This window comes from Candidatus Protochlamydia sp. R18, assembly GCF_000648255.1.
GTDB lineage: Bacteria > Chlamydiota > Chlamydiia > Chlamydiales > Parachlamydiaceae > Protochlamydia > Protochlamydia amoebophila.
This window is the reverse complement of record NZ_BASL01000762.1, coordinates 1-15,895: the sequence shown is the minus strand read 5'-3', so window position 1 is coordinate 15,895 and position 15,895 is coordinate 1. Positions and strand designations below refer to the sequence as shown.

General features: G+C 34.7%; 15 protein-coding genes and 2 tRNA genes. 9 read left to right on the top strand and 8 right to left on the bottom strand.

Translation table 11 applies throughout. The features are described from left to right. Positions 1-4: 4 nt before the first annotated feature. From TY19_RS10095 to TY19_RS10070, 6 genes are all read right to left on the bottom strand, one after another. Positions 5-637, bottom strand: coding sequence for a lysophospholipid acyltransferase family protein (locus TY19_RS10095; protein ID WP_052236263.1), 633 nt, complete (start codon positions 635-637; stop codon positions 5-7). A 14-nt stretch (positions 638-651) separates the two neighbouring features. Next, on the bottom strand, positions 652-1,338 hold the full coding sequence (cmk, locus tag TY19_RS10090) for a (d)CMP kinase (protein WP_042282222.1): 687 nt from the start codon (positions 1,336-1,338) through the stop codon (positions 652-654). Between the two features lie 52 nt (positions 1,339-1,390). Beyond that, positions 1,391-2,233, bottom strand: a complete 843-nt coding sequence (locus TY19_RS10085; protein ID WP_042282218.1) for a phosphatidate cytidylyltransferase — start codon at positions 2,231-2,233, stop codon at positions 1,391-1,393. Position 2,234: 1 nt separating this feature from the next. Continuing rightward, a complete protein-coding gene (uppS, locus tag TY19_RS10080; RefSeq protein WP_039356528.1) occupies positions 2,235-3,014 on the bottom strand; it encodes a polyprenyl diphosphate synthase in 780 nt (259 codons plus the stop codon). A 78-nt stretch (positions 3,015-3,092) separates the two neighbouring features. Then, positions 3,093-4,901, bottom strand: coding sequence for a translation elongation factor 4 (gene lepA, locus TY19_RS10075; protein ID WP_042282216.1), 1,809 nt, complete (start codon positions 4,899-4,901; stop codon positions 3,093-3,095). Positions 4,902-5,016: 115 nt separating this feature from the next. Then, positions 5,017-5,100: transfer RNA gene (locus tag TY19_RS10070), tRNA-Leu, on the bottom strand. A gap of 168 nt (positions 5,101-5,268) precedes the next feature. Here TY19_RS10070 and TY19_RS10065 point away from each other — a divergent pair. Continuing rightward, on the top strand, positions 5,269-6,324 hold the full coding sequence (locus TY19_RS10065) for a RhoGEF domain-containing protein (protein WP_042282213.1): 1,056 nt from the start codon (positions 5,269-5,271) through the stop codon (positions 6,322-6,324). A gap of 4 nt (positions 6,325-6,328) precedes the next feature. On the opposite strand, the gene TY19_RS10060 is transcribed toward TY19_RS10065, so the two are convergent. After that, positions 6,329-8,524 (bottom strand): UTP--glucose-1-phosphate uridylyltransferase, encoded by a 2,196-nt coding sequence (locus tag TY19_RS10060; RefSeq protein ID WP_052354903.1) that lies wholly within the window; start codon positions 8,522-8,524, stop codon positions 6,329-6,331. Between the two features lie 357 nt (positions 8,525-8,881). Here TY19_RS10060 and TY19_RS10055 point away from each other — a divergent pair, with 357 nt between their 5' ends. The 4 genes from TY19_RS10055 (at position 8,882) to truA (ending at position 11,781) form a co-directional block, all read left to right on the top strand. Further along, the gene (locus TY19_RS10055; RefSeq protein WP_011174875.1) at positions 8,882-9,178 is read left to right on the top strand and encodes an SWIB/MDM2 domain-containing protein; all 297 of its coding nucleotides are present in this window, start codon (positions 8,882-8,884) and stop codon (positions 9,176-9,178) included. 186 nt (positions 9,179-9,364) lie between these two features. Next, positions 9,365-10,330, top strand: coding sequence for a UDP-2,3-diacylglucosamine diphosphatase LpxG (gene lpxG / locus TY19_RS10050; protein WP_052354902.1), 966 nt, complete (start codon positions 9,365-9,367; stop codon positions 10,328-10,330). 1 nt (position 10,331) lies between these two features. Beyond that, positions 10,332-11,024: a 2-C-methyl-D-erythritol 4-phosphate cytidylyltransferase gene (gene ispD / locus TY19_RS10045; protein ID WP_042282211.1), complete on the top strand. Its 693-nt coding sequence runs from the start codon at positions 10,332-10,334 to the stop codon at positions 11,022-11,024. After that, entirely contained in the window at positions 11,011-11,781 is a 771-nt protein-coding gene (gene truA, locus TY19_RS10040; RefSeq protein WP_039356543.1) for a tRNA pseudouridine(38-40) synthase TruA, read from the top strand. The genes ispD and truA overlap by 14 nt, the downstream gene beginning before the upstream one ends. Before the next feature lie 11 nt (positions 11,782-11,792). Here the strand turns inward: truA and TY19_RS10035 are convergent, their stop codons facing one another. Further along, complete coding sequence (locus tag TY19_RS10035) at positions 11,793-12,476, bottom strand: HAD family hydrolase (RefSeq protein ID WP_039356546.1); 684 nt, start codon at positions 12,474-12,476, stop codon at positions 11,793-11,795. A gap of 88 nt (positions 12,477-12,564) precedes the next feature. Here TY19_RS10035 and TY19_RS10030 point away from each other — a divergent pair, with 88 nt between their 5' ends. The 4 genes from TY19_RS10030 to TY19_RS10015 all read left to right on the top strand — a co-directional run bounded on the left by TY19_RS10030 (position 12,565) and on the right by TY19_RS10015 (position 15,716). Next, positions 12,565-13,425, top strand: coding sequence for a hypothetical protein (locus TY19_RS10030; RefSeq protein WP_042282209.1), 861 nt, complete (start codon positions 12,565-12,567; stop codon positions 13,423-13,425). A gap of 49 nt (positions 13,426-13,474) precedes the next feature. Next, a tRNA-Leu gene (locus tag TY19_RS10025) sits at positions 13,475-13,557 on the top strand. Between the two features lie 70 nt (positions 13,558-13,627). Then, positions 13,628-13,996, top strand: a complete 369-nt coding sequence (locus TY19_RS13050) for a VOC family protein (protein ID WP_039356575.1) — start codon at positions 13,628-13,630, stop codon at positions 13,994-13,996. 733 nt (positions 13,997-14,729) lie between these two features. Then, positions 14,730-15,716 (top strand): peptidase C39 family protein, encoded by a 987-nt coding sequence (locus tag TY19_RS10015; protein ID WP_042282207.1) that lies wholly within the window; start codon positions 14,730-14,732, stop codon positions 15,714-15,716. Positions 15,717-15,895: the final 179 nt, after the last annotated feature.

Here is a 15,895-nt window from a genome sequence, read left to right as displayed (position 1 = left end):
AATTTTAGCTAGGAATGTTTCCTATACAGCCGTTGTCAGACCATTGTTTGAGAGCTTCAATTTTGTGTCTGACGACTGTTGTCAATTCTTGGCTAGCTTCTTTAGCATTCGATTCAAGAAAGGGTTCTATAGCAATCGGCTTTCCAAATACACAAACAATGGGGTGTCCAAAGCTAGGAAAAGAATGTGTTCTTGGCCAAGCTTGGAATGTTCCTGAAATGTATGTGGGTATAATGGGAGAGCGCGTACGAAGAGCAAGTCTAGCAAGTCCTGTATGAAAAGGGATCAATTCTCCTGTTCTAGAAATCCCCCCTTCGGGAAAAATAACAACTTTTTTGTCTTGGCAAAGAAGTTGTTGTAAGACTCGAAAGGAATGTAGGTCTTTAGTGGGATGAGCATTAAATGCTTTTAAAAGCGTTTTTGAAAAAAAAGTAAATAAATGGGTATGAGCTAAAAAATGAACCTCTTCGGGCCAAGCTGTTCGCATCATCAAAGGAGGATCCATAAGAGAGGTGTGATTAGGAGCTAAAATGGATTTGCCAGTCGGTAAATTTTCTTTTCCAAATAATCGAAAATGATAAAAAAAGCGAAAGCCTAACCGAAGGATAAAAGTGGAAAATCTATATAATGGATTCATTTTGTGTTAAAAGTCTAACTTGGCCGTTTCGTCTTAATGGTGTCTTTATATTCTAATATTTTATAAACAACCTCATCGATGCTTAAATCAGAAGTATCGATAACAAAAGCATCTTCTGCTTGGCATAAAGGAGAGTATTCACGAGTAGAATCATAGTTATCTCGTTTAGTGATTTCTTCCAAACATTTTTCTAAAGTAAGTTCTTTTGTTTCCTCGGGGAATTTTGAGGTTAATTCATCATACCGTCTTTTCGCACGCACATCATTGCGTCCAGTCAGAAAAATTTTGATGGTCGCATTAGGAAAAACAACAGTTCCCATATCGCGACCTTCAAACACAGCATTTACCCCCTCCGCAAGCTCGCGTTGAATTGCCATGAGTTTTTCTCGAACAGCTTTAATGGCAGAGACTTTAGAAACAGATGAAGTGACTTCTTTTCCGCGAATAAGCTTGGAGACATCTTCTTTATCAACAAAATAATGCCTGTCATGATGAATCACTTTGATATCAAATTGAAAGTGGTCAAGATAGTTTTGAAGAGTATCAGGATCGGAAAGATCAATTTGATTTTTTAAGATTCCAAATGTAAGAGCACGGTACATAGCGCCTGTATCAAAAAAAATAAAACCAATAGATTCCGCAAGTTTTTTTGCAATTGTACTTTTTCCTGTTGCAACAGGTCCATCAATAGTAATGATCATAAATTTCTCATATTTAATATCCTCATATTATAGAGGAAAGATTTTACTCATGTCATGAAACTTTTAGCCAAAGATACACTAAAGGCAAGGTAAAAACAAGAGAATCTGTCATATCAAGAATGCCCCCTAAACCCGGTAGTTGACTGCTATCTTTGACCCCAGCGTCTCTCTTTAAGATGGATTCAGATAAGTCTCCGAATTGAGAAAGTACACTGATGACTAATCCTAGCCATATACTTTGCCAAAAGGAGATTGGATGTTTAAAAGGGAATACAAAATAATAAAAAGCTAGGCTAGTCAAAAGAGACAATATTAAACCTCCAACGGAACCTTCGATAGTTTTTTTGGGGCTAATATGAGAAGCTAATTTGATTTTTCCGAAAATTTTTCCGCTTATATATCCACCAACATCTGTCATTTTGGTAACAGCAAGTGCATAGGCGAGCCACAAACGTCCATCAGATATATGAGGAGATGAAAAATAATTGATTTGCAAAGCACATGTCAAAGGGATGACGATATAGCCAATTCCAAATAGGTTGACAGCAATATTACCTAAGGGTTCTAACTGTTTATTAAAATAGGCTAAAAAAAATAGTAGAAGACAGCCTAATAAAACAAAAAGAGGAAGATCAGATAAATTGGGTTCTTGTCCAGCGTAAAAACTGCTGATGACATAAGCTGTTGTTGTTCCTACACCTAATAAATTTAAAGGTTGAAATCCTTTATAATGTGCCAATTGATAATACTCGAGAAGAGCCAATGAGATAATTGCTGCATTAAGTAATACAAAAATAGGTTTAAAGTAAGGAACATGAGAAAAATAAATCGAGATAATGACTAAGAAAATAGTCACGCTGCTTGTGACAACTCGTTGTTTAAACTGATTTACCAATTTATACGCCTCCCCATCTTCTTTCTCTTTTCTGATAATCGACGATGGCTTCCAGAAGATGGTTAGGAGTAAAATCTGGCCAAAGAACAGGTGCAATATAAATTTCTGTATAAGAAATTTGCCAAAGAAGAAAATTACTAATTCTCATTTCACCACTTGTTCGAATTAATAGCTCAGGATCTGGCCATTGATGGGTGTCTAAATATTGAGCGATAGTTGTTTCGTTCACTTCTTCTTTTTTCAAATTTCCCTGTTCGACTTCATCTAATATCCTCGTAAAAGCCCGTTGTAGTTCATTGCGAGAACCGTAGTTCATAGCAAGAATTAAATCAATTTGATCACATGCACAAGTAGCTTTTTTTGTTTCCTTCAAAGTGTCTTTTAAAAATTCAGGAAGAGGATCAAGCTCACCGATGGTTTCTAATTTAATTCCATTTTGAATCATTGAATCACATTGTTCGCTTAGATAAGAGGCAAATAAAAGCATGAGAGCAGAAATTTCATCAAATGAACGAGACCAGTTTTCAGTAGAAAATGTATAGAATGTAATTGCTTTAATTCCAAGTTCCTTTGCCGCTTTAACGGTTTCCATTAAAATATCAGCTCCTTCTCGGTGTCCTTCATTTGAGCTGGATAATCGTTTTCTTGCCCAACGTCGATTGCCGTCAGGAATAATGGCGATGTGTTGTGGGATGCGAGAAAAATTTAAACTCTCTAGTTGCGATGGTAAGAAATGGCTAGAACTTTCTTGCAATGGTATAACAGCGTGATCAATCAACATAGACCCTCTAGAAATTTGCAAAAGAATAACGTAAATGGATTTGATCGAATAGATTTATCTTTTGCCAATTATCCAAAATTAATCTCCAGCTTTTAATACTTCCATAAAGGCACTTTGTGGAATGTTTACTTTTCCGATTTCCTTCATCCGTTTTTTACCCTTTTTTTGCTTTTCCCATAATTTACGTTTACGAGAAATGTCTCCCCCGTAGCATTTTGCTGTAACATTTTTGGTGATTGCTCGAATTGTTTCTCGCGCCACAACTTTTCCGCCAATAGCTGCTTGAATAGGAACCTTAAAGAGTTGCATGGGAATAACTTCAACTAATTTAGCACAGATAGCTCGTCCTTTACTCTCTGCTTTAGTTCTGTGTACTAAGCAAGAAAAGGCATCAACAGGTTCTTCATTAACACGAATTTCAAGTTTGATTATTTCACTTGGTTCATAGCAATCAAATTCATAATCAAACGATCCATAACCTTTCGTAATCGATTTTAACTTGTCATTAAAGTCTGTAATGATTTCATTGAGAGGAAGACGATATGTTAATAATAATCTACGAGCATCCATGGTTTCTGTTTTCGTGCAGACTCCTCGTTTATCCATTCCTAGGTTCATGATAGCTCCCAAATATTCAGATGGAATCATAATGTGACATTTTACCCATGGTTCTTCGACCATTCGAATAAATGTGGGATCTGGGTAATGAGCGGGGTTGTCAACAGTTTTGACTACTCCATCATCAAGTGTAAAACGATAAATAACACTAGGAGCTGTAGAAATAATATCAATGTTAAATTCTCTTTGAATTCGCTCAAAAACTATCTCTAAGTGTAGCAACCCAAGAAATCCACATCGAAAACCAAAACCAAGTGCTGTACTACTTTCTTGCTCAATATGCAAAGCAGAATCATTCAATTGAAGCTTACCTAATGCATCTCTGAGCCCTTCAAAATCTGTTGCGTCAATGGGATAGATTCCTGCAAAGACTACGGGAGAAATGATTTTAAAACCTGGAAGTGCTTCAGGAGCAGGATATTTTTGCAGAGTAATGGTATCGCCAATTTTGACATCAGAAGGGGTTTTGATATTGGCAATCATATAACCGACTTCTCCGGGTCGGAGTTGATCAACAGGTTTTTCTTTAGGGGTAAACATTCCCACTTCTAATACTTCAAAGTTTTTGTTGGTGGCCATCATTTTAATGAGTGAGCCCCGCTTGATTTCTCCACTCATGACACGAATATAAACCATGACACCTCGATAAACATCGTAGTGAGAGTCAAAAACAAGCGCTCTTAATAAATTGTCTTTTGGCTCTTGGGGAGGAGGTACTGCTGTGAGAATTCTCTCAAGAACATCTTTGACACCTAAACCAGATTTTGCGGAACAACCAATTGCATCTGAGGCATCTAATCCAATCACATCTTCGATTTGTTTACGCACTCCTTCCACATCGGCTGCTGGAAGATCAATTTTGTTGATAACAGGAACAATTTCTAGATTTCTTTCCAAAGCTAAATGCACGTTGGCTAGGCTCTGTGCTTGCACGCCTTGACCTGCATCAACAACAAGGATGGCTCCTTCACAGGCCGCTAAAGAACGCGAAACTTCATAAGTAAAGTCAACGTGGCCTGGAGTGTCAATGAGGTTAATTTGATAAGTTTGCCCATCATTCCCTTTATAATACATTGTGACAGGGTGGGCTTTGATCGTAATGCCTCTTTCTCTTTCCAGATCCATGTCATCTAACAATTGCTCTTGCATATCGCGGGCAGCAACTGTATTCGTTAACTCTAGTAGACGATCAGCAAGTGTAGATTTTCCGTGATCTATATGAGCAATGATTGAGAAATTGCGGATATTGTTTAAATTGTGGTGATGCATAGATGATTGATTTCCAAAATGGTTGGGAGAGAATCAAATTTAATGGATTTAAGGAAACATTTCAAGCGAATTGCATGGAGTAAAAGAACAATAGATATCTGAATGGATAAAGAATTGCGGCCAAGATGACTCGAACATCCACCGAGTTACCCCGACTAGAACCTGAATCTAGCGCGTCTACCAATTCCGCCATGGCCGCATTTAAAAAGTAATAAGCATATCTTTTTTTGAATTTTCTAAAAACAAAAATATTCACAATGAATAAACTATTATTTTTTATTGATTGTTTTATATTGAAAAATTTATTTTTTTTAATTTAAAATATTAAATTAATTTAAATTATTTTTAATAAAATAATAGGTTAAAAATGCATCCATCGCAAGAAGTCAAAAGATCAAATCTCGTTGAGAATGTCAATTTTGACAGAGCATCGAACCCAACAGGCGAATTACAAGGAAGATCAGTTTCCTCCTCTTCCACTCACTCATCAGCGAGTTTGCAACAGAGTCGAGTCAAACTTGTGCAAGAACAAATTGGTGACAAAATTATGCCAGGTCTTATTAGGAAAGATTCCAATAAAGAGCCTGTAATAGAGCAAATTTCCAAAAGTGAATTGGAAAATGATAGTTCACCCATTCATACAAGAAAGGCAAGATCTGATTCTCTGCCTATTTTTTTTGGATCAAGTATAAAGAAAGAAAAAAATATAAAAAACACTCCCTCTTCTACCTGTTTACAAATAATACCAATAAAAAAATCTGAGGTTGAAAAAACTAGCCCCATTATTGCCATCGAAGAGAAGAATGAAGCAATCGCTTCAATTCTTTTAGAAATCATAGAGACAGAACAAACCTTTTTTGGAAATTTAGAAAAACTAGAAAATTTAAGAGAAATGATTGTACACCAAGGAAAATTTTTTAAATTTCTTGATAAATCAGAACTGCAAATCAAACAAGTTTTAGAGAATTTGTTAGGGGAAGCTCACAAACTGAAGCTTTATTCTGAATTTTTCATTCAAGCTTTACAACACAAATCTCAAACCAAATCAAATTTTCAAACGATTATAGGAATTTTGATGGGGTTAAATTATCAAACATTTATTAACGTTCCTCATTATTATAATCGCTATTTGAGTTGTTTAAGAAAGCTTCCCTCGAATAAATTGAAAGAAAAATTGAACGATAAACTAAAAGAAGAGTTGAATAACCATTTCGAATCGATAGCCGTTACAATGGTTCAAAGGCTTCCTAGATATGAATTATTTATTAAAAGTTTAATCGAGAAAACAGAACAAGATTTAAACACTTATCAAAAAGAATATACTGATTTAAAAAAAGCTTTAGAAAATGTTCAATTAGCAGTAAGCAAGATGAACCAAAACGTGACCTACTCCATCGCTTTACCAAGCCCAAGTTCAAGCTGAAAATCTAAAAATTTGAGTTGAATTTTTTAGTGAGTTGGATGGTATTGTTCGAATCGATTTGGTAAAGCCATGTCCAAGTCGGTTGTTGGATTGGAGTCAATTCTTCGATCCAATTATTTCCAGAAGTCGATTTCAAAGTTAAACGATGATGAGCAGGAACTTCAAAACATTGATTCCCAACTATTGTAAGATGCTCAGCATAAAACTCTGCCCCTTCTTTCAAAACCACTTTCATACATTCATGCCTAACTAGATCGTTTTTCCAAAATTGTTGCGTATTTTGAAAATCAATTCCTCGATTTCTAATTGTCACATGATGAAGGGAGCAGCGGGGTTCTTTACCGTAATGGAGAATACCTTGTTCATTATACTGTCCAAGTGGTGTAGAAGATTCAAGAATTAAACTTCCTTCAAGATCAATTTGTTTTAAATCTACTTCTGCTAATTCGACTTGGAGCTCCGAACCTTTTGAGAGACGCCCAAAGCTTATTTTTTGTTGAATAATAGAATAAAGAGGACCTAATGCAGGATGAAAGAGAAATAGGCAAGAAGGTCCATTTTGAAGTTGATCTTCAAAAAATTGCTCAGGGGGGACTGTGATTTGACAATAGGATGCTAATAATCTTTGATTATTTAATAAAACATCATAGTAAGCATTTTCAGGAGTGGAAATAGGCGATTCTGCAGGTTTATAAGAGTTTTTTGTTGTAGAAATGGTTTTACAGCGATCGTTAAATACGATAAAGGTCTTTAATTCTTTTTTTAAGCTTTCCTTTGATAATGGGTTCGGAAAGCGATCCATCATGTAATCGGCAATATTTTGCATGGTCGATTCAAGTCTTCCACCAGAAATTTGAGAAATAGCTCCCTGTGCATCTATATAAGGAACCTTAGCTTTCATATTAATTAATTGTCCGGGAATGGGGCAGAGTCTTAACGCATCTTGTATAGCAGGGATATGGACAAATAAAATATTGGTATTTGTAGGGTAGATCGAAAAAGAACTTCCTTTTTCAGCAGGTTCTTCCCCGATGCCACGTAAAGTAAAATCTGTATATTCTATATTCGTTAAGCGATATTCAAAAAAGTCTGGGTAGTAGGTTTCAATAACAACGTTTGTGCCTTCGGCACTATTAAGTAAGCGCTCGCAAGAAAGAAAACCAAAAGCTTTTTTCTTTTTACAGCCAATGCCGATTAAACCAAAGATTGAGTTATCTACACTAGCTAGAGGGTTATTGATTTGCCTGACTAATGCTTGATGAATTCCGATTTCATGTAGCCAAGCAAACACTCCTTGTTCTTCAGCTAACTTCCAGATGACTCCGTGTCCTCCAGGTTTCAAGTTTAAAGTTAAGAGAGCTGATAAAGACCAATTTCCTTCTTCTGTAACAACAGGAACAAGAGGTTGAATAAAAAAATGAAAGAGTTCTGCAGATCTACCGAACCAGTTTGAATGTTGGCAAATGTCTAAAATATGCGCATGATTATTTTTTTCCATTGAGGTCATCATGGCGATAGGTGTTTGGATTTGCCGATTGTAAAGTTTAAAGTAAAGATATTCTCTTGCTTGTAAATCTCTGATTAATCCTTCTAGTAGGGTTTTCCCTAAAAAAGGTAAAACAGCTGCGGGAAGTGGAGTTGAGGTAGTTTCGTCAATAAGATTAAGCCGATCTCCCGCTCCACCCACTGGGTAAATTTCAGCAATTTTATCTAGATTTTCTATCCCTGTTGTAATTATTTCTTTAACTAGGGGTGTTTCTTTACCTAAATAAAGTCCTTCTGGCTTAATATAATTAACGTTGTTGAGAATGGGATTTTTTTTTGTTTTTTGAGAAGAAATCATGGATAAGATTGTTAAATGATAACCAGCAATTCCTCCCATATAAGCATAAAATTCATCAATCCTAACAAGTTGGTGCATCAATTTTTTCAATAGATTAAGACATTTTTCATCTTGGTCAATGAAATCGCGGAGAATAATAGGGCCTTGACCGATCGCGATCAAAGATTTGAGTGCACATTCTCCCTCAGGACTTAAGGTATTTATCATTTTTTTTAGGGCAGGGTTTGCTTGAAGAAAATCAATGACAACTGAAAGGTTATTGAAGATAAGATTTTTTTCAAATGTCGTTTGCGTTTTTTGCAGTTTGGTTACCAAATATCGCAAATCTCGAATTTGCTGCTCTAAATTTACACTCATTTTGCTCCAACAATATACATTCTAAAACCCTATTCCGATCAGATCTTAACAATGAAACGTGAAAGGATGCCCTAATTATAAATTTTATACCATGTTAAAAATTATTTATTGATTAGAAGAGGCCTATAAATCAAAATAGAAGAGAGACTTGCCATTTAACAGTAAAATTCTTTTGTTTTGAGTATCTAAGGATCTTTGTTTTCTGTTAAAGTACTTTTTTAATCTGCATTTTGGATTTTTATTCTTGCTAAACAAAATGTTTTGACTAGAAAATCCAACAGAGATAATAAAAGAATTCGAATAAGATGACTCAGTGTCTCATTTAATAATGTTCATCAATATCAAAGGAGATTTAGGATGACAAAAGATACTAAAGACAAAAAAAATTCTGCGTTTATGAGACCCGTGCAAGTTAGCGAAGTTCTTGCTGAAATCGTTGGAAATGGCCCTATGCCAAGAACTGAAGTGACCAAACGTGTATGGGATTATATCAAAAAAAATAAATTACAAGATCAAACCAATAAACGTAATATCAATCCCGATGCCAAACTTGGTAAAGTATTGGGATCAGATCAATCAATTGATATGTTTAAAATGACTAGCAAAATTGCCAAGCATTTAAAAGAACCTGAAATGTCTAGTACTAAACAATAAAATTTGTTTGGCCCCGGTTATCCTTTTTAGCTTTAAGTAAATTAACCATGCGTCTGTAAATTTATGTTTACAGACGCATTTTTTACTTAGTCTGCCTTTTATTTATTTTCCATTCCCCGCTATAATATCGAAATTTCAATTAGGCAAAATCATAGAATAATTTTAAGCGATGTTTATGGAATGGTTATGAATACTAAAAAGACATGGAGTGAATGGCTGTGGGATTTCTGGTGTATCGTGTCTATTATAGGAATTTGGCCTCGCTTTATTGAACCACAATTATTAGGTGTTTCAAAGTTAACATTGCCTATTGCTAATCTTCCATCGTCTTTAAGTGGGCTGACTATTCTTCAATTTAGTGATCTACACTGGAACAACTTATTTTCAAAAAGATTAGAAAAAAAGCTAATTAATAAAATTAAAAGATTGAAACCCGATATTATTGTTTTTACGGGCGACTGGATATGCCGTTCAAAAATCGAAAAGAAAGAACAATTAAAATTTTTTTTAAATCAATTACAGGCTCCCCTGGGTTGCTTTACCATTTTTGGTAATCATGATTATGACCGCTTTGTGACCATAAATGAAAAAGGGGATTATGATGTGGAATATCCTTCCTCTTTTTCAAATATCGGAAAAGGGTTTGGACGTTTATTGAGTTCTATTCGCTTAACAGGAAAGGTGACTGACGCTGCAAAATCAGCCCTAATTCATGCAGAGCTTTGCGAGCTGCTGAAAGAAACTCCTTTTCAAACGCTCGATAATGAAACAATAACTATTTCTCACAAGAATAAGCAATTGAATATTTGTGGTCTCGGCGAGTATTCTTTGGGTCGCTTTGATCCTGAAAAAGCTTTTCGGAAATACAATAAGGCGTATCCAGGCGTTATTCTCTCTCATCATCCAGATACAATTGAAATCCTTAAAAAATATCCCGGAGATCTTATATTAGTAGGTCATACGCATGGAGGTCAGGTTAACCTTCCATTTTTTTGGAGTAAATTTACTCAACTTGAGAACAAAAAATATAAGCGAGGGCTTAAAATCGTGGATAAAAAATGGGCTTACATCAATCGTGGGATTGGTAGTGTTATCCATTTTCGTTGGTTTGCTACGCCTGAGTTGACCTTGATGACTTTAAAACAAGGATAAGATGGAACATCAACTAATTCCTTTTACAGTTGTTCTTTTAGCTGGTGGAATGGGAACCAGAATGAAAAATCTTATTCCCAAACAATATCTAACTATTCAAGAAAAACCTATTGCTTTACATAGCTTTGAGAAATTGACTTCAATGCCTGAAATTGAGCAAATGATTGTTGTTTGCGAACCTCAATACGAACAACTTTTTACAGTCTATAAGTTGAATAAGCCTCTTATTTTTGCGAGACCAGGATTGCGTAGACAAGATTCTTTATGGAATGGAATTAAATTAATAGCTGGCAATCCCTTGGTTTGTATCCATGATTCTGCCCGTCCTTTTATTGAAATCGATCGGATTAGACAAACTGTTGCGGAAGCGGAAAAATGGGGGGCTGCTGTATTGGGTGTACGAGTAAAGGCGACGATTAAGATTTGTGAAGAAAAGCAATTTATCGTCAATACTCCAAATCGCGCATTTCTTTGGGAAATGCAAACACCCCAAATTGTGAGGCTAAAACTTCTTTATGACGGTTTTTCTGTTGCTCAAAAAAATGAATTAACTGTAAGTGATGATGTTTCCTTAGTGGAATTAATAGATAAACCAGTCAAAGTGGTTGAGGGATCTTATCTTAATATTAAAATTACAACACCAGAAGATCTTCTGATCGCTCAAAGTATTTTAAAAAATCATGCATTGCTATAAATTAACAATTGCTTACGATGGAACGAACTACAGCGGATGGCAAATCCAACCCAATGCTTCTTCCATCCAACAAAAAATTCAAGAAGCTCTTTGCATTCTTTTAAAAAAAGAAAAAGTTGTTTTGGTTGGTTCAGGACGCACGGATGCTGGAGTCCATGCCAAAGGGCAAGTAGCTCATTTTCATTTTCAAGACTATATCGATCTATCACGCCTTCACGTTTCCTTAAATGGATTATTGCCGCGCGATATTCGTATTAAAGCAGTTGAGCCTGTTTCACCTCGGTTTCATTCGCAGTACAGTGCAATTCGAAAAGAATATCATTATTATTTGCATTTAAATAAAGTGATGGACCCCTTTCAGCGTTTATATAGCTGGCATTTCCAAAGAAAAATAGATGTAAATATATTAAAAAAAGCGGCTATTTTATTTACGGGCACTCATGATTTTACCTCATTTGCTAATGAAGCTCACAGAGGAACTGCAGCTAAAAATCCAGTAAGAACTCTTTATCGTTTAGATATCAAACCAAACGAAGGAGGTCTTCGATTAGAATTTGAAGGGGATGGATTTTTGTATAAGATGGTAAGAAACATCGTTGGAACTTTAATGGATGTTGCTTCACATAAAAGAGCTATAGAAGAAATTGATCAGATTTTTGCTGCTAAAAATCGTCGTCAGGCAAGCCTTGCTGCTCCACCTGAAGGACTTTTTCTTATTCAAGTTTTTTACGAAAATGAAAATGGATGTTTGGATTAATTTTAATTCTTTTAAGGATGATTATTTTCTGTAATCTTATTGAAATTTGGGTAATAGCTTAATTCAGGAGCTAATACTTCATTTAAGTAAGGAGAATTAGGAGGGCAAACTAAAACAGCTTTCGCTTGAGTTTGTAAAAGAGCATTTAATCCTCTTGGGCTGTCTTCAAAACCGATTACTTTATCTTCTTTTTCAGCATATCTTTCGATAGCGGTTAAATAACACTGTGGGTCAGGTTTGGGGTGAATATAATCTTCTCTTGTTATCCAATAAGGAATGGAGTTTAAAATAGGGTTTTGTTCTCGAATAGTTTTAATAAGTTGAAAAGCAGAATGAGTAACGACACACCGATTAATATTAGCTTCTTTTAATGCCAGTAAAAGATCGCTAACACCTGGCATTAATTGTACACGGCCTTCTTGTAAAAGTTTCATAAAAGCTTTTTTCTTTTCTTCATATAAAATGTTCCACTCAGGTTCTTGCTGATAAAGGGCTGGGAATTGAGCGTATATAGCATCCCTTAAGCCATTGGCATGGTGGTGTGCGAATCCTGAATATTGCTCAAAACTCCAAGTAATTTTAAATCCCCTTTGTTCACACATTTTTTGATAAGCTTGAAAGTGTAAAATTTCGGTATTGACCAGAAGTCCATCGAAATCAAATAAAAAAAGTTGATAATGTTGAATCCAATTCATAAATCTACTGAAATTTACCTTCTTGAGAAGTGTTTATTTTAAAAATGATATAATAACAAATTCCAAAAATAAATGGGCAAATTGTCATATGTTCCAAGTTATCATAGCTAATAAGTTAAATCTGTTACCCTTAAAATTTCTGGTTATTTTTTTTATTTTTCTTACTAGTTGTTCTTCTTCCTCTAAATCCACAGCTACTCCTTCTTCATTAACTGGAGAATATATTTATCGTCACCACGAAGATTCTCAGATTCAAGTTGAACCAATGATTTTTGTTAAACGTAAAACCTATCCTTGGGAAGAAAATCAATCTGGTGCTTATCCAAAAATTACTAAAGATTTTTTTCGTTGTAAAGGAACGAGTTTAAATCCTGTACGTCTAGTTCAAAAAGAAAAAGAACTAGTCCGTTATTATGATTGTGGGGGTCCACAAAAACATAGTCTTCCTCTTAAAAATCAAAAAGAATTTATTTATCCTATCTTAATTGATTTATTAAATTACATTCAGGTTAAAACAAATAAACGAGTTGTAATTACATGTGGTCATTGCTGCCCTGATCATAATGTGTATGTGGATTCTTCCCCATCGTACCAATTTAATAAACATCTCATTGGTGCAGAAGTCGATTTTTACGTTCAAGGGCTTGAGTATCAGCCTGAAAAGATTATTGAATTGATTTTGAATTATTATCAAGAGATGCCTAAATATAAGGGGTTAAAAGATTTTCAAGAATTTAAACGTTATGAAAAAGGAGACAGTAAGGTTTCTACCAAACCATGGTACAATCAAGAGATTTTTTTAAAGTTGATAAAAAAAAGTGAAGAAAGAGACTTCGATAATCGTCATTCTTACCCTTATCTCTCGGTGCAAGTTCGCTACGACTGGGAAACTAAAGAAAAAGTGCATTATTCATGGAGTCAAGCATTCGGTAATTTTCATCGATGGTAATTCTTTTGACAAAATTGAGCAGATATGTATGATATTAACATCAATATTTGCCGATGTGGCGGAATGGTAGACGCGGTAGACTCAAAATCTACTTCTAGCAATAGAGTGCTGGTTCGAGTCCGGTCATCGGCAAATCCCTAACCGAATGTTTCTTAAGAAACATTCGGTTTTTTTAAGCTCAAAAAATTTTAAAGGAAATATTATGAACCCTATTGGTATGCAGCTCGCGTGGATTACTGTCTCGAATATTAATAGTGCTATTAAATTTTACACAGAAATTATGGGCTTCGAACTTCGTGAGTTTAATGAACATTTTGGATGGGCCGAGCTTTCAGGCAAGGAAGGGGCGCGTTTAGGCCTAGCTCAGGCTAATGCTGATTTTGGCTATAAGCCTGGAACTAATGCAATTGTAACAATTACAGTGGATAATATTGAAAAAGCGCGTGAAGAATTAGAACACAAACAAATCAACCTGATTGATGGAATTATTGAAATACCAGGTGAGGTTAAGTTGCAAACATTTACAGATGTTGACGGTAACATTTTCCAGCTATGCCAGCGATTAAAATAACTATACCTGAAAACAAGAAGTTTTTTACCAAAGTCAGAGATAGTTTAAGCCTTCAGTTAATTCTTCATTCTAACAAGGCAAACTTTAATGTGTGAATCCATTCTAGATTAAATCGACTTAAAACGTTCTTCTATCAAATGAGGACGGTTTTTAAAAGCTATGCACATCATTTATGGATGCCTTTTGTTCATTTTTTGATAGAGATTAATCAATGCTAGTCGCGTTAATAAATTACGAAGCTGTGCAGAATATAGAAATTTAAGTGATAGACAAGAAGGACACTTTATAACAAACACCAGTACTTCATAAACTTAATTACCCGTATTCTTCAAATCTGAGAATTTTTTGAAAGCCAGAATAATAAAAAATTTTTGCTGAAAAATGCCATCTCGGGAATACTTAATAAAAGCCTACCTTACCCTATTATATATAAGCCTTTTTTCAATAATTAAAGCACATCGGAGAATTTTTATAGATATTCATAGAGCAGGGCATTTCTAATCAATTTTTTAAAAAATTGATTCTTCTTAAAAACGTAAAAAAACACTTTCTATTTTAAAATTCTGTATTTTCTTTTATCTGAAATGTTTTTCTATTCCCTTTCGACCCATGAATTTCACCTAAACGTATACTAAAAAATTTTTAAGATAACAAAAAGAAGTCTAAAATATATATAACCCTATAGTTTTATATATATTTTATTTAATTTTATTTTTAGGGTGCAAGGCTTTTGATGAAAAATATTTTTTTTTGGTCAATTTTAATGATACTATTAACTTCCTTAGCTCATACCAGTGAATTAATGCATCGATCTCTTTTGGTAACGGAGAAAAAACAAGATATTTTTGTTTGGGAAGAAATGCTATTAAATTCTTTTAATGAATTAATTGTATCTTGGGATGCAAAAAGGCCAGTAGAGGGGTCATACTTAATTCAAGTAAGTTTGTTTATTAAAAAATGGTCTCCATGGCTTGATTATGCGTTTTGGGGTGCCCATGATCAATATACATTTAAAAAAAAATTATCTAAAGCAAACTTACAAGTCTGTCAAAATATTGTTGAGGTTCTAAAAGGCAATAAAGCGAACGGATTCCGAATTCGTGTAATAGCGAAAGATAATGCTTCTTTAGAGCAATTTAGAACGTTGCATATTTCTGCTACAGATCATACTACACATAAAGTTAGTGCAACCGCTTTCGAAAATATATTCATTAACTTAGAAATTGCTGGACTTTCTCAAATTACTTTACCCGATGAACGTCACTTGCGTTTATGCTCACCAACTTCTACAACTGCTGTAATACGGTTTTTATCAAATTCTTTGAATCTCTCACCGCTTGAATTTGCAGATACCGTTATAGACTCTGCATTCGATATATATGGGAGCTGGATTTTAAACACTGCACAAGCTTCCCACAAACTCGGAAATCCTTGGAATTGCTTTGTAGCTCGCTTTACAAATTTTAATCAAATTGTTGATCAATTACGTAAAGGATATCCTGTTGTAGTAAGCATAAAAGGACCATTAAAAGGCAGTGCTCTTCCTTATGAGTCAGGACACCTATTAGTGGTGAAAGGGTATGATTCAAAAAAACAAGAAGTATTTTGTATGGATCCAGCGTTTTCTACAAATGAGTTAACCCATGTCACATATGCTTTGGATGATTTTCTAGTAGCTTGGGGTAGACGAAAAGGAATCGTTTATGTTTTTGATCAGTAAGATTTTAAATCAAATCTTCATAAGTAAACTATTTTTCTGTCCTATCATCTGTGAATCTTTGATTTTAAGTAATTGCTTATTCAATTGAAGGAGGTTAATAAACTGAATTTTGGGTTTTTAGGCAGCCATTAACAACAGGCAATGCTGCTCTGCTAAGTTTATAGATGGCTTTTTAGGTT

Coding starts and splice junctions, on each gene's coding strand:
- TY19_RS10060 (WP_052354903.1), bottom strand. CDS start 8,524: ATGAGTGTAAATTTAGAGCAGCAAATTCGAGATTTGCGATATTTGGTA.
- TY19_RS10015 (WP_042282207.1), top strand. CDS start 14,730: ATGAAAAATATTTTTTTTTGGTCAATTTTAATGATACTATTAACTTCC.
- lpxG (WP_052354902.1), top strand. CDS start 9,365: ATGAATACTAAAAAGACATGGAGTGAATGGCTGTGGGATTTCTGGTGT.
- TY19_RS10055 (WP_011174875.1), top strand. CDS start 8,882: ATGACAAAAGATACTAAAGACAAAAAAAATTCTGCGTTTATGAGACCC.
- TY19_RS10030 (WP_042282209.1), top strand. CDS start 12,565: ATGTTCCAAGTTATCATAGCTAATAAGTTAAATCTGTTACCCTTAAAA.
- truA (WP_039356543.1), top strand. CDS start 11,011: ATGCATTGCTATAAATTAACAATTGCTTACGATGGAACGAACTACAGC.
- cmk (WP_042282222.1), bottom strand. CDS start 1,338: ATGATCATTACTATTGATGGACCTGTTGCAACAGGAAAAAGTACAATT.
- lepA (WP_042282216.1), bottom strand. CDS start 4,901: ATGCATCACCACAATTTAAACAATATCCGCAATTTCTCAATCATTGCT.
- uppS (WP_039356528.1), bottom strand. CDS start 3,014: ATGTTGATTGATCACGCTGTTATACCATTGCAAGAAAGTTCTAGCCAT.
- TY19_RS10035 (WP_039356546.1), bottom strand. CDS start 12,476: ATGAATTGGATTCAACATTATCAACTTTTTTTATTTGATTTCGATGGA.
- TY19_RS10065 (WP_042282213.1), top strand. CDS start 5,269: ATGCATCCATCGCAAGAAGTCAAAAGATCAAATCTCGTTGAGAATGTC.
- ispD (WP_042282211.1), top strand. CDS start 10,332: ATGGAACATCAACTAATTCCTTTTACAGTTGTTCTTTTAGCTGGTGGA.
- TY19_RS10095 (WP_052236263.1), bottom strand. CDS start 637: ATGAATCCATTATATAGATTTTCCACTTTTATCCTTCGGTTAGGCTTT.
- TY19_RS13050 (WP_039356575.1), top strand. CDS start 13,628: ATGAACCCTATTGGTATGCAGCTCGCGTGGATTACTGTCTCGAATATT.